Source organism: Planktothrix sp. FACHB-1355, from assembly GCF_014748295.1.
GTDB lineage: Bacteria > Cyanobacteriota > Cyanobacteriia > Cyanobacteriales > Aerosakkonemataceae > Aerosakkonema > Aerosakkonema funiforme_A.
In genome coordinates this window covers 1-14315 of the sequence record NZ_JACJUP010000042.1, presented here as the reverse complement: position 1 = coordinate 14315, position 14315 = coordinate 1, and the positions used below count along the sequence as shown (strand labels likewise).

Genomic DNA, 14315 nt, shown 5'->3' with positions numbered 1-14315 from the left:
AGTTGTGGTATATGATTGTTGTTGCTCTCGCGAAAGTTTCTCTAAATCTTTACGAATAGCTTCTGTGACGTTGACGGATTGTTTGTAGAAACTAATAGCTAGTTCTGGTTTATTTTGCGTTTCTAGAAGTTTGGCGATGTTGCTGAGAGTAATCCTTTCGCCCGGTCGATCGCCTACTTCTTTTTGAATAGCTAATGCTTGCTGATAAGTATCTAATGCTTGCGGATACTGACCTAGACTTTTGTAAATAGAACCAATGCTATTAAGGGTGCCTCCTTCGCCGGCGCGATCGCCTATACTTTTACGAATTGCTAAAGCTTGTTCAAACAACTCCAGCGCCTTGGCATACTGACCTTGCGTATCATAAACTACCCCCATATTACCGAGAGTGTTTGATTCACCTGCGCGATCGCCTATACTTTTACGAATCGCTAATGCTTGTTGATAAAACGCCAATGCCTGAGAATACTTACCCAGACGATTGTAAGTTAATCCGATGTTGTTCAGCGTAGCTGCCTCAACAAACTTGTCGCCAGTTTTTTGGATAATTGCTAAGGCTTGCTGGTAGGAATCTAGCGCTTGGGGATACTGACCCAAACTGTAGTAAACTCCGCCTATGTTACTGAGGATATTCCCTGCACTTACAATTTTGCCAATTGTTTTAGAGAGCGAGAGTGCTTGCTGATAGAACTCGATCGCTTTGTGATATTGGCCTAGATAATCGTAAACTATCCCTATATTTCCCAAGGTAGCAGCTTCACCAGAGCGATCGCCTATACTCTTACGAATGGCTAAAGCTAGCTGATAAAACTCTAGCGCTTGGGTATATTGGCCTAAATTATTGTAAACATATCCCATCCCATTGAGCAATCGCCCTTCGTTAATGCGATCTCCCGTTGCTTTGGCAATTTCTAATGCTTGCTGATAGAATTCTAAAGCTTGAGGATATCGACTTAATCTGCGATGAACAACTCCCATGTTGAAGAGGGTGCGTCCTTCACCGATGCGATCGCCCACTTCTCTACGGATAGCCAAAGCTTGCTGCAACATTTCCAAAGCTTTGCCATATTGACTGGTATCTCTGTAAAGTATTCCCAGGTTATTGAGTGTTTCGCCAACACCTGCTTTGTCGCTTAATTGTGTGCGGATACTCAAAGCTTGTTGCAACACTTCCATCGCCTTGTCAGGTTGACCGAGCTCGTTGTAAACTTCCCCTATATTATTGAGCGCTGACGCAATACCTGTTTTGTCATTTATTTCTATATATATTGTCCTAACTTGTTCAAAAGTTTGGAGAGCTTCGCGAAACTGACTGCTGTAAAATTGTTGAATTCCGATCTGTAACAGCCGATCTGCTTGTGTCTTTCGGTCTTGTGGGGACAAATTCACCCCATCTGTACCTTGCGCCAGAACTAAATGGCTGGATTTTGCCAAAGAAATTCCTACTAGCTGTAGGCAATATATTAACGAGAAGATCGGAATTAGAGTAGCAAGGGTGAGGTATTTAAGACGGGGATACATCAGGATTTTCCTCTACAAACATCCTCATTTTTTCTTCTATACCGAAAGCTAGAATCCTGATGAACCGGCCCCGTCGGTTTGAGTGGGGATGCGATCGGGAGTGGTGAAATGTCCGTTTCCACCTTGCAAAGGTGCTGTCACCTGCCGCGAAGAGCTAGCAGTTAGGATTTTCAGTTTCATTTTTCTGTACCATCCTTAGTAGTTCATTTCAGAGAAAGCGTGGTTATTTTGGTTATTCCCACATTTCCTATTCTCATCTACCTTGCGCCCGCACCTCCGGTTTGAGTGGGGATGCGATCTGGTGGGGTGAAATGTCCGTTTCCTGGTTGCAGAGGCGCTGTTACCTGTTGCGTTCCTTGAGTTGGAGTGGCAAGATTGCCAGAGGAAAGTCCAACTACATCAGTCAAATTGGCATCTTTGAGATCGACACCAGTCAACTTGGCATTTGTCAGGTCTGCATTAGACAAATTGGCAGCATTCAGTTTGGCACCACTCAAATCGGCACCATTGAGATTTGCACCCCTCAAATCAGCACCATTGAGATTCGCACCTTTTAAGTCAGCGCCACTCAAGTCACATTTTTGACAAATATTGGTGTTCAGTAACTGTTGGAGGTGTTCGGGATTGACGGCGCTAGCTGGTGCAGTTGCTAAGCATACAGGTGCCAAAATAGCCGTAGCAGTTAGGATTCTCAGTTTCATTGTGTCTGTGCCGATTGATTGAGAAGGAGTTAGCGAGGCTACTTTTATTATTCCCAAATTTTAGGTGGAAATTACTCCCAGCTTGAAGCGATCGCTATTTGTCGATCGGTAAAGATTTGCCAGGTGACGAAGTGGGGTGGTCTTAGTTAGGGACTGTCATCATCTCGAAGGATAGTTGGACTGTTTGTATCGGGTTGCATCGGTAGTGTAAGAATGATGCGAAAGATTATTTGTGGGAATTAGGGGTTAAGTTTTTACCGCAGATGTAGGCAGATAAACGCAGATGTAGGCGATAGCCTTCCCGTAGGGTACGCAGATCGGAAAGGGATTTTTTTGGCAACCGATGCTACTGGATTATGATATTATAAGGATGATTTTTTAGAGGAAAGGGGTTTGTTTTTGTGAGCTTTATTAATTATCGATCGATGAGAAGTTGTCGTTGCTGACCCGCTTGATTTGCTTGCCAAACTTTCCCACTTGTTACATCTAAACAAGTTAACCAACCGTTTCCGTCAGGCCAAGTATCGATACAAATTGCATAGCCTAAATTAAGTGGAATTCCACTTTCTTGTGTATCGTGTCCGTAAACCATTGTTTTGCCGGAAAAGTGGGGTGACGGTCGATCGCTCGGCCCCCAAAACAAGACAAATTCCGGTTGTTCCCCTAACGGTAAATTTGGTTCGGCATCTGCGTGTACGAAAAAATGCTTGTCTGTTTCGTACCAATTTACACACTTATTTTCGAGAAAATCCCAATGACTTTCTGGGATATCCTGCAAAGTTCCCTCATTCCCAGATACCGCATAAGAAGCAAGCGTTGCCTTACCGCCCCAGGACAGCCACGCTAATAGCTTCCCATCAGCACGAGAATTGAGCATAATTTGCTCGTGATTGCCGCGTAAAGGTATAAGTTGCCCGGTAGCGTGCAAAGCGATGAGACGATCGATAACGCCCTTAGTATCAGGGCCGCGATCTACGTAGTCGCCCAGAGTAATAATTTTATCTTCTGGCTGCGGGACTACAGCAGCGAGGAGGGAATCGAGGGCGATCGAACAACCGTGAATATCACCAATAGCAAGGATACGCATAATCAATTTTGGATTTTAGATTTTAGATTTTAGATTGAATTAAAATCTAAAACCTAAAATCTGAAATTTGAAATTAAGCAATTAGCAAATTGATAACTTTTTCCTCAGCTTTGAGCGCAATCAGACGATCGCCCGTGCCATCTTTACCCCAGAACTTTACCTTATCTACAGGTAATTTCTGTGTTCTCTGCGTATTTGTCATTAATATCACCTCAGATGAAGCGTTAGCGACTACTATCCCCGCCAAAGCATCCGACTTGGTGGTGAACTGAAACACCGTCGTACCGATATTACCCAACTGAGCCAGCGGCATAGCACTTATGGGTAAACGTTTGACATACCCCAGTTGGGTAGCGAGTAACAGGCTGTCATTCGGCAACAGAATAGAAGCGCCAACCACTTGCTCGGAACGCAGCAACCGCAAGGCTTGTAGCCCCTGAGTGCTGCGACTTGTTATCGGTAGTTGCTCGTCATTTATCCTTAAGCGCAGCAAACGTCCGCCGCTAGTCGCCATGACGACATCTCCCTTAGAAGCGATCGCATGAACAGATAATAGTCGATCGTCATCTTTCAACTTCAAAAGCGTTGCGCCGCGACGAGTTAGGTTAGCAAGTTCTGAAAGCGCCACTCGTTTGATACGCCCTTGCTGCGTACACAGCACCAAACTACCCGTTTCCAAATTATCCGGTAAGACAAACTGCCCTACCAGCATTTCCGGCGTTTCCTTCGCACCCGGTAACAAAGTGCAAAGAGGAGTCCCCTTATTTCCCCCAGATGTGGGCGGAATATCGCCCACATTGACTGGATAAGCCTTGCCGCTGGCAGTTACTACCACCAAATCTGTTTGAGTGGTAGCTGCTTGAGTATTGACAACAAAATCATCCTGCGATTTCAAAGACGAAGATTTATTGCCATTTTTTGACAACCGTCGCACATAACCTTTATGGGTGAATTCCAGAGTCACCTCTTCTGGCGGTGGCGGCGTGAAAAGAGTGGGTTGTTGTATTTCCTGAGTCTTGGATTTTTCTTTCTTTTGCCCCCCCGCCGTCGTGCCCCTCTGCTCAAGAGCTGCTGTGCTTCTGGGCTGTTCTGGGGCGGCTGCTGGCGTTGCTAGAATGCGAGTGCGACGGGGGTCGCCGTACTTGCGTTTGAGCGTTCGCAGGTCTTTTTTGAGAGCTTTGAGGAATTCGTGCCGATCGCTCAACAACCGCTCTAGCTGAGCTATTCTATCTCTGAGTTCGTCAAACTCTGTCTGTAACTGCTGCCTTTCCAAACCGGTCAGGCGTCGCAGGGGCATTGAGAGAATCGCATCCGATTGGCGATCGCTAAAATTAAATTGGCTTTGCAAACTCAGCTTCGCTGTAGTGCCATCTGGCGCATTTCTGAGAATTTGTATTACCGCATCCAAATTTGAGAGCGCAGTTAACAAACCTTCCACCAGATGAAGGCGTCTTAAGCATTGTTGGAGCTCGTGATTGTATTGTCTGGTCAGAGTTTGTTCGCGGAAGCTCAAGAACTCCAGCAGCATCTGCCGCAACGTCAGCTGGCGGGGTTGTCCTTCTACCAGCGCTAACAAGATAGCGCCGAAATTGCTACACAGAGCAGTTTGTTTGTAGAGTTGTTCTAAAACCTCTTGAGCGTTGGCGTCACGTTTGATTTCCACAACTACGCGCATACCTTCGCGATCGCTCTCATCTCGGAGATCGCCAATCCCTTCAATTTTCCCTTGGTTGACCAATTCTGCTACCTTTTCGATCCAGGATGCCTTATTCACCTGGAAAGGTAACTCTGTCACTACGATCGCCGTCCGATTTTGAGCTTTCGATTTAGAAGAAGATGAGCGACGGGCGATCTCCTCAATTTTGGCAACTCCCCGCACGGGGATACTGCCCTTACTCGTAGTGTAGGCTTCCCGAATACCTTCCGTTCCCACAATTTCCCCTCCTGTGGGAAAATCAGGGCCCGGAATCAATTCCAGCAACTTATCTTCTGACAAATCGGGACGATCGATTAAAGCAATTAAACCATCCACCACTTCCCCCAAATTATGCGGGGGTACATTGGTAGCCATTCCCACCGCAATTCCAGCACAACCGTTGAGCAATAAAATCGGCAGCTGGGCTGGCAACACCACCGGCTCTTGTTGGGAGTTATCAAAATTGGGGATAAAATCAACAGTCGCCTCGCCAATTTCACTCAATAGCGCTTCATGGCTTATGGGAGCGAGGCGCGTTTCCGTATAACGCATTGCTGCTGGTGGGTCGTTATCCACCGAACCGAAATTGCCGTGTCCGGCGAGTAAAGGATAGCGACAAGAGAAATCCTGTACCATCCGCACCAGAGCGTCATAAACCGCCTGGTCGCCGTGGGGGTGATATTTACCCAGCACGTCCCCTACCACGCGGGCACATTTGCGGTACGGGCGGTCTGGCACCAACCCCAATTCGTGCATTGCATATAATATGCGACGATGAACGGGCTTTAAGCCATCGCGGACATCGGGTAACGCCCGCCCGACTATGACACTCATGGCATATTCAAGATAAGACCGTTGCATCTCGGCGTGCAGGGCAGTCGTAATCACCTGTCCTGTTGAGAGAAGGTTAAGTTGTTTTGCCATGAGTCCGGGTTCCTTATGAGTATAAAGAGGGAGAGCGAAGAGGGAGAGGGAAAGAGTGAGAGGGAGGAGGGAGTGGGGGAGACCTGGAGTGGGAGAGTGGGGGAGGGGGAGAGTGGGAGAATTAATTTTTCGTTAGTCCCTTGCCCCTTGCCCCTAGTCCCGACGCCGTATCCTTTTCCCTTTCCTCTTTTCACAGTAGTATCAAACGGCAGGAGCCTAGACTGCCTTATTTTGAATCAAGCGAGCAGGAAAAAACCATGAAAACCGTTCTGATTGTGGAAGACGACCCGATTAATTTGCGCGTTTTCTCTAAGATTCTCACCAAGCGAGGTGGCTTGCAGGTTAAGGGTACTGAGGATGTCGAAGAGGTGATGCAGATTGCCCAGTCTGGGAAGGCTGACATCATTTTGATGGATGTTTCCTTGCAACACAGCGTTTACCAGGGTAAGGCAGTTGATGGCATCAAGATCGCCCAGATGCTCAAGTCTGACCCCCAAACTGCCAATCTTCCCATTATCCTGGTTACGGCTCACGCGATGGAGGGCGATCGCGAAAACTTTCTCAAGCAAAGTGGTGCTGACGGCTACATCTCCAAACCAGTTGTCGATCATCAACAATTTGTGGATCAGATTATGGCACTCCTGCCAAAAGATTAAAAACATAAATACATCCCATCTGCTGTTCTCAGGAGCCTGTTTCAGCTACAGCACAAGAAGTGCTGGCTTGTTGTTTCAACGCTTTGAGCCATTGCTGCCAGGTTTCCTGAGCCAGGTGTAATCGATCGTATTTTTCGATGCCTGGATGCTTTTGATGTAAGTATGCAAGGATTTTGCTACTTGAGATTTCGGAATAGACCTGTGACTCCAAGGCTCTAAATTCTATTTTTAGCTAAAATTAGATACCAACTGAGGATTTTCACCCATCCTAACTCCAATTAAGTACATATGTACCACTTTATCGGCGATCTCAGCAAATTCGCTGAGGATGTCGGTAAGCGTAATAGGTTGAAATCAGACCAAAAAAGTCTAATCTAAGACCAGCGACAAAGCTTTGCTCAATCCAGAGAATACTTGCATCCACCAGGGAATAATTAAGATCGTTAGTTAGCCCCGATCGAACTAGCGTATGAAACCTACTCAGCCTCATAGCGTTTGTGCCCGCTGCGAAACCTTACCCACCAAAATAGAGGGAACGGGCAGATTATATCTGTGGTTTCCCTCGGGTCATAGTATGACGAAAGTCCTCTACTACCTGCGTAAAGCCGAGCTGGACTACGAACTCAAGGAGGACGGGCAGTGTCTTGCCATTGAGTTGGAAGAAATCCAAACAGAAACTTGCGTTAATACCTTAGCTGGTATTCTGACGCAAAATGAGTTGAAAAACACGCGGGCATTGTTCATGGCGGACACCAAAGCCCCGGAACTTCGCGATTGCGCTCGCACAACTTCCTTGGCTCGTCTCACTCGTCTTAACCAGTCGGGTTGGTTGCTCGACTTGCTAGCAGCCGATCGAGTTACCTGTCAATTTCAGCCGATCGTCTCTGCTCAAGACACCTCGGATATTTTCGGTCACGAAGCCTTACTCCGTGGAATCGCTCCCAATGGGAGCTTTATTCCTCCCGGCCCAATGTTCTCATCAGCAACAGAAGCAGGTATCTTAGTTCAGCTCGATCTGATCGCTAGGCGCACGGCAATTCGCGAGACCAAGCGACACCAAATCAAAGAACACATTTTTATCAACTTTTCTCCCACATCGATTTACGATCCTACTTCCTGCTTACGCTCGACAATGCAAGCTATTGATGAAGCGGGCATTTCTCACGAACAGATCGTTTTCGAGGTTGTTGAGTCTCATCAGCCTCAAGATACCGAACATCTCAAAGGGATTCTCAACATCTACCGAGAAGCGGGTTTTTGTATGGCGTTGGATGATTTTGGCGCAGGGGGTTCCAATCTCAACTTGCTGCACCAACTGCGTCCCGATTTTATTAAACTTGATATGAGCCTGATTCGCAATGTGCAAGCAGACTCTTATAAAGCTTTCGTTACTGAGAAAATACTAGAACTGGCCAGTCACTTGAATATTCAAACGATCGCTGAAGGCATCGAATCGCCTGAAGAACTGGATTGGGTCAGACAGCGAGGTGCAACCTTTGTTCAGGGTTATCTGATTAGCCAACCGACGACTTTTCCGCTGATCGCTCCACCTCAAATTACAACAAGCTCCCCGGCAGTTGGGTAAGTCAGACCCACGCTATACCAAAGTTAAAGGTTAGGAGTAGAAGGAAAGAATTCTTGCTCCTAAAAATCTTTATTTATAAAAAAGGATAAGCGATCGCTTATGTTTAAATGGCTCTTTAATAAATTTAAATATCTACAAGTTGAGCAGAATTTAAAACGCCAAAATCAATCTCTACAATTGCTGGAAGCTATCACACTTAAAATTTGTCAATCGTTGAACTTGGAAGATATTCTCCAGACTGCGGTGACGGAGGTACGTAAATTTTTAAGGTGCGATCGTTTGTTAGTCTATCGATTGTGGCTAGATGGCACTGGCAGTGCTGTGGCAGAGTCTGTCGATCCTAAATATCTGCCGATTTTAGGACAAACATTTCCATCTGAAGTTTTTCCAGTGGAAATTCATCAGCACTACTGCCAGGGACACATTAAAGCGATCGGAGACATCAAACAAGCTTCGATATCGAGATGCCTAATCGAATTTCTCCAACAGTTTAACGTCAAAGCAAAGCTGGTTGTGCCAATACTGTTCCAGTCAAAACTTTGGGGGTTACTGATAGCTCACCAGTGTCAAAAACCACGCCAGTGGTCAACATTTGAGATCGAACTCCTGCAACAGTTAGCCAATCGTCTCAGTATAGCTGTCTCTCAAGCCGAACTGGTCGAAGCGCTGCGGCTGAGCGAAGATCGGTATGCTCTTGCCATGCAAGCAAGCAACGATGGCCTTTGGGATTGGGATCTCAAAACCGATCGAGTTTACTTTTCTCCCCGCTGGAAAGCCCTGCTGGGGTATGGAGAATCTGAAATTGGCTCTAGCATTGAAGAGTGGTGGAATCGGCTGCATCCTCAAGCGCAAGCACAAATCAAAGCTCAAATGACTGAGTATCTTGCCAGCCAAACACGGCACGATTTCAGCACTCAGTTTATCAGCGAGCATCAGATCCAGCACCGAGATGGCACCTACCGTTGGGTGCTGGTGCGAGGGCTGCCGAAGCGAGGAAGCGATGGCAAGATTGAGCGCATTGTCGGTTCTTTAAGTGACATAACTGGCCGCAAACAAGCAGAACACCAGTTACATTTGCTCGAATCGGTCGTCGTGAACGCTAATGATGCTGTTGTGATTACTGAAGCTGAGCCGATTAACGAACCCGGGCCTCGAATTTTATATGTCAACCAAGCTTTTTCTCGGATGACTGGCTACAGTGCAGAAGAGGTATTGGGCAAAACTCCGCGTATTCTTCAAGGCCCCAAAACTGACCGGGCAAACTGTGCCAAGATTCGGGCAGCACTGAAGGCATGGCAGCCAGTGAGAGCGGAATTTATTAACTACTGTAAGGATGGGTCTGAGTTTTGGGTAGAACTCAATATTGCACCGGTTGCCGATAAAACTGGGTGGTATACGCATTGGATCGCGATTCAACGAGAGATTACTGAGCGTAAGCGAGCCGAGGACGCTTTTGGACAGCAAACCAAACGCGAGCAACTTGTCGCTCAAATCGCTCAACGCATTCGCCGATCGTTACAACTATCGGATATTCTCAATACGACTGTGACGGAAGTGCGCCAATTTTTGGGGTGCGATCGGGTGTTAATTTACCGCCTCTGGACGGATGGCACAGGCAGTGCTGTTACGGAGGCAGTTGCGCCCTGTTGGCAACCAATTTTGGGGCGTACTTTCCCCGCCGAAGTTTTTCCCGTCGAGTACCGCGATCTGTACAAACAAGGACGCACTCGTGCCATTGCCAATGTCGAAACTGAAACCATCACTCCATGCCTTGTTGAGTTTTTGCATGAGTTACAGGTGAAGGCAAAGCTTGTGGTGTCGCTTATGCAAGGAGACGCCCTGTGGGGATTGCTGATTGCCCATCACTGTACGGAGTCAAGAGCTTGGCAACCGTTTGAGGTTGACTTGCTTGCTTCATTAGCAACCCAACTAGCGATCGCCATTCAGCAAGCCGAACTCTACGATCGACTCCAAGAAGCCAATCAAGAGTTGGAACATTTAGCCAAGTTGGATAGTTTAACTGGGGTGGCGAATCGTCGTCGCTTTGATGAGTATCTCGACCAAATCTGGTTGCAAATGGCAGGGGAACACAAGCTCTTATCGCTAGTTTTGTGCGACATTGATTGTTTCAAGCTTTACAACGACACTTACGGGCATCAAGCAGGTGACCATTGCATCCAACAGGTGGCAAAAGCGATTAGCCGCGCCGTCGAACGCCCAACTGATTTGGTCGCTCGCTATGGTGGCGAGGAATTTGCTGTGATTTTGACCAATACTGGAGTGGAAGGGGCAGTATCGGTCGCAGAAAAGATTCGCGCTGAAGTTGAGGCGCTCAAAATTGTTCATGCTACTTCCGGTATCGGGGAATACGTTACCCTCAGCTTGGGGGTTGCCAGTACCATGCCTGCCTCGACTTCTTCGATCGCGATGCTCGTTGCACTGGCGGATGAAGCATTGTATCAGGCGAAGAAGCGGGGGCGCAATCAGGTAATAGTTTACTCTCCCCCAGTACGGGGGTGCGGTAATAAGTAGTTGGTAGAACAAGAAACAAGAAAAAATCTACCAACGGCTTTTGACCGCACCGGGTCTCCCCATTAGTTAAAAATTAAAAATTAACAATTAAACTGTTAGCCAGGAAACATCATGGGGAAATATAAACAAGAATATAGATTTTGAAGCTGCGATCCAAAGCTCTTAATTACTTGGGATGGCTGAGCCTGGAATGTGCTGGCAAATAGGGTGACAACTACGTTTCCAATACGTTTTCAAAAAGATGTTAGGTAAAATCAATGTCAAGAGAAACCCAACCGGAGTCTTGGAAAGGCTTCCAATCAGAAGAAGATCGGCCTTTTCTAGGTGGAAAGCACAACCTGGGATCGCCCATGCGCCTCCAGCGCACCCTCAGTCCCCTGGAAACTTGGGGCTTTGGCCTCACGGCGATTATCAATTGGGTGGGCTTGATTCCCATCATTGATGCCGCCATAGGGCCGAATGCCATATTAGTCTGGCTTCCCGGTGTATTCATGGGTGCGATGCTCAACCTTCAGGTGAGGCGGCTGGGCGAACATTTTCCAGACATGGCGGGGGGAACGCCTAACTACACGACTCGACTGCTGAGGAAATATCCGTTTTTGGGTCGCTATGCTGCCAGTGGATATTGGTTAGCTTGGGTTGCTTCCACACCAATTTACGCGATCGTAATGGCTCAACTGATTGAGGTAAATTTAAAACAAGCTGGGTTAACTTTTCCGAACAAATTATTGGAAATTGCCTTCACCATTCTGCCGTTAATCTTAACCTTCAGCGGTACACGCGCCTTGAGCATCGCTCATTTATTTTTTGCTATACCGGCATTTTTACTATTACTAATTTTTAATATTCAAGGTTTTCTATGGTTAGCCTTTGCGCCAAATAGTCCCGGCCTTTTTCCCGATAGTTGGCCTCCGTTAAGCTTTGTAGATTGGATGAAGTGGTTTTATTTTGCTGCCTTTAGCTTTTACTCGTGCGAAACTTCTTCTTCCTTTGTGGCAGATAGCCGTAACCCCAGCGAGACGACCAAGTTTCTCAAAATTTCGGCTTACTTGATTCCAACAATGTTTTTGGGAGGTTGCTGGGTGATGATGCGCCTAGCCGATGCTCCCGATTTAGGTGGTGACGCCTTTTTAAATCTATCAGCTGCTGCACAACCTCTTTGGGGTAGTAGTGCTAGTTCTCTAGCCATTTTCATCGTAGCGGCTAGTTGTCTGCTGAGTTACGCTACAGTTGTTTCTAACTGCCCTCGCATTACCTACCAATTGGCTATAGATGGGCATATCTCCCCCGTATTTGGGGTTGTCTCTCGTCGTGGAGTATTCGGCCCAGGTCTGATTCCAGTTTTGGTTCTGGGTTTACTGTGCCTATTTTGGGTAAATCTAGACCGACTGGTGGTCTTCGCCAACGTGGGAGTGGTATCGTGTACGATGCTTTTCCATTTGGGAATCTGGCTTAACCGAGGCAAGCCAGAAGCGAGGTGGCCTTGGTTGTCGCTGGGTATTTTCCTTGTGGATGCGATGATGCTAACTGTGGGAGGATTTGCTTCCGGTCAGCAAGACTTTTTTCTGGGACTGCTAGTTCCTGCTGGAATTTTGGCAATTGACTTGGTTATCCGTCGTATTTCTCTTGCGCCTTTTCATCGGAGTTGGTGGATTCGTCTTTACCGCAAGCAAGCGAAAAGCCAGATCGCAGACTTTGTAGGGTTTCAGGTACTGATTTTAATTTTACTAATCTGTAGCGCCGTCGCAATTGGTTGGTTCTCCGGCATCAGATTAAGTGTAAATTCTCCTAGCGGCTCGAATCTTTTGTTAGTTTTGCTGCTATGTGTAGCTTTTACGGGTGTAGCGATCGCCTGTTGGACAAGTTTACCCCAAGTTATCTCGATGGATGAGTCGCGAGAAGCAGCAGAACAACTTTTTAACATTGCCTTGGATGCTATTGTTGTCCTGGATGAAAACGGTATAATTCGTCAAGTTAATCCAGCTGCCGAACAGTTATTTGGATTGACCTATACTCAATTGCTTGGAACTCACTTGCAGACGTTACTGCCGCAATTGGCGGCTGACCCAAATGATTGGCCTACGCGCAGCGAACAAACCCCCAGCCACTTCGATGGCACCTCACGCATCCTGGAAGTTGCCATTTCAAACCGATTCTCCCGCGATGCTTCCCAAACGAATCGAGATTTGCAACAATATGTTGCGATCGTGCGCGACATCACCGAGCGCAAGCAAGCACAGGAAGTACTGGAAAAAGCTAACGAACAGTTAGAAATCAAAGTTTTGGAACGGACAACAGAGCTTTCTCAGACTGTTGAGCAATTGCAAAGGGAAATTGTCGAGCGTCAGCGGGTGGAAGAAAATCTCAGAGCTATGCAAAGTCAGATTATCGTACAAGAAAAGCTCGCTTCTCTGGGAAGTTTAACGGCGGGAATTGCCCACGAAATCAGAAATCCTTTGAACTTCGTCAATAATTTCGCTGAAGTTTCCTCTGAATTAATTGAAGAATTAGTTGCAGAAATTGAAAATCATACAGAGCAATTGGGAGCGGAAACAAGCGATTATATAACCGAAATTTTCAGCGACCTCAAACAAAATCTCCATAAAATCAATCATCACGGTCAAAGAGCAGAAAGCATTGTCAGCAATATGCTTCTGCATTCTCGCGGCGAACGCGGTCACTGGCAAGCAACGGATATAAATAGTTTATTGGCAGAGTATGTGAATTTGGCTTATCACGGGATGCGTGCTAAGGATGCTTCTTTTAACATTACCATAGAAAGTGACTGCGATCCTGAAATTGGCGAGGTTGAAGTTGTACCCCAAGACATTAGCCGGGTTTTCCTTAATATTATTAACAACGCTTGCTACTCAACCCATAAAAAGAAACAAGAAATAGGCGATGAGTTTTCACCGCATCTGCTTGTGAAAACTAAAAATATGGGAGAGCGCGTCGAAATTCGCATTCGCGATAACGGCAAAGGCATAAAACTAGAAGTTTTAGATAAAATTTTCAACCCATTCTTCACGACGAAACCAGCAGGAGAAGGAACTGGTCTGGGTTTATCTATCAGCCACGATATTGTCGTTCAACAGCATAGGGGAGAGATGAAGGTAGAAACAGAACCGGAAAGTTATGCCGAGTTCATTATAAAATTACCCAAAAAGTCAATCAAAAGTATGGAGGTTCAGCAATGAAAGTTATGGTTGTAGATGATGAGGAAGATATCCAATTTTTGTTCAAGCAAAAATTTAGAAGAGAAATCAAAGATGGAAAAATAGAATTTAATTTTGCTTTGTCGGCAGAAGCGGCGCTAGATTACCTACAAAAACAGGGAGAAGCGTCGGTTGTATTGCTCCTTTCAGATATCAATATGCCAGGAATGAATGGGCTGGAACTCCTAAAAATAATCAAAACCAATTACAAGAGTTTAAAAGTTATTATGATCACGGCTTATGGAGACGAAAATACTTATCAAAAGGCAATTGCTTATGGAGCAAATGATTATGTCAATAAGCCGATTAATTTTGACAATTTAAAACGTCTAGTTTTTGGGGAGATCTAGGTTTTATTTTGTAAGGAGATAAAAATGCCAGCAAAAAGCAATACTAAA

11 protein-coding genes are annotated in these 14315 nt (G+C 46.2%); 5 read left to right on the top strand and 6 right to left on the bottom strand.

All coding sequences use genetic code 11. The features are described from left to right. The 5 genes from H6S82_RS04100 to H6S82_RS04085 all read right to left on the bottom strand — a co-directional run. Nucleotides 1-1521, bottom strand: a 1521-nt coding sequence (locus H6S82_RS04100) for a tetratricopeptide repeat protein (protein ID WP_191056033.1), incomplete at its 3' end; no start/stop codon positions are given. Nucleotides 1522-1569: 48 nt separating this feature from the next. After that, a complete protein-coding gene (locus H6S82_RS33875; RefSeq protein WP_255512301.1) occupies nucleotides 1570-1701 on the bottom strand; it encodes a hypothetical protein in 132 nt (43 codons plus the stop codon). A gap of 77 nt (nucleotides 1702-1778) precedes the next feature. Further along, nucleotides 1779-2222 carry a pentapeptide repeat-containing protein gene (locus H6S82_RS04095; RefSeq protein ID WP_190473664.1) on the bottom strand — a complete coding sequence of 148 codons (444 nt, stop codon included), beginning with the start codon at nucleotides 2220-2222 and terminating at the stop codon, nucleotides 1779-1781. Nucleotides 2223-2637: 415 nt separating this feature from the next. Further along, entirely contained in the window at nucleotides 2638-3309 is a 672-nt protein-coding gene (locus tag H6S82_RS04090) for a metallophosphoesterase family protein (RefSeq protein ID WP_190465879.1), read from the bottom strand. A gap of 73 nt (nucleotides 3310-3382) precedes the next feature. After that, the gene (locus H6S82_RS04085; RefSeq protein WP_190465877.1) at nucleotides 3383-5929 is read right to left on the bottom strand and encodes a DNA topoisomerase (ATP-hydrolyzing); all 2547 of its coding nucleotides are present in this window, start codon (nucleotides 5927-5929) and stop codon (nucleotides 3383-3385) included. A gap of 257 nt (nucleotides 5930-6186) precedes the next feature. On the opposite strand from H6S82_RS04085, the gene H6S82_RS04080 reads away from it, so the two are divergent. Further along, on the top strand, nucleotides 6187-6585 hold the full coding sequence (locus tag H6S82_RS04080; protein WP_190465875.1) for a response regulator: 399 nt from the start codon (nucleotides 6187-6189) through the stop codon (nucleotides 6583-6585). A 28-nt stretch (nucleotides 6586-6613) separates the two neighbouring features. On the opposite strand, the gene H6S82_RS32960 is transcribed toward H6S82_RS04080, so the two are convergent. Next, a complete protein-coding gene (locus H6S82_RS32960; protein ID WP_206756849.1) occupies nucleotides 6614-6796 on the bottom strand; it encodes a hypothetical protein in 183 nt (60 codons plus the stop codon). A 363-nt stretch (nucleotides 6797-7159) separates the two neighbouring features. Between H6S82_RS32960 and H6S82_RS04075 the strand changes: the two genes are divergently transcribed. The 4 genes from H6S82_RS04075 to H6S82_RS04060 all read left to right on the top strand — a co-directional run bounded on the left by H6S82_RS04075 (nucleotide 7160) and on the right by H6S82_RS04060 (nucleotide 14267). After that, nucleotides 7160-8170: an EAL domain-containing protein gene (locus H6S82_RS04075; RefSeq protein ID WP_242056812.1), complete on the top strand. Its 1011-nt coding sequence runs from the start codon at nucleotides 7160-7162 to the stop codon at nucleotides 8168-8170. 99 nt (nucleotides 8171-8269) lie between these two features. Then, nucleotides 8270-10702, top strand: coding sequence for a diguanylate cyclase (locus H6S82_RS04070; RefSeq protein ID WP_190465872.1), 2433 nt, complete (start codon nucleotides 8270-8272; stop codon nucleotides 10700-10702). Nucleotides 10703-10959: 257 nt separating this feature from the next. Further along, nucleotides 10960-13899 (top strand): amino acid permease, encoded by a 2940-nt coding sequence (locus tag H6S82_RS04065; RefSeq protein WP_322111925.1) that lies wholly within the window; start codon nucleotides 10960-10962, stop codon nucleotides 13897-13899. Next, on the top strand, nucleotides 13896-14267 hold the full coding sequence (locus tag H6S82_RS04060) for a response regulator (RefSeq protein WP_190465864.1): 372 nt from the start codon (nucleotides 13896-13898) through the stop codon (nucleotides 14265-14267). The genes H6S82_RS04065 and H6S82_RS04060 overlap by 4 nt, the downstream gene beginning before the upstream one ends. Nucleotides 14268-14315: the final 48 nt, after the last annotated feature.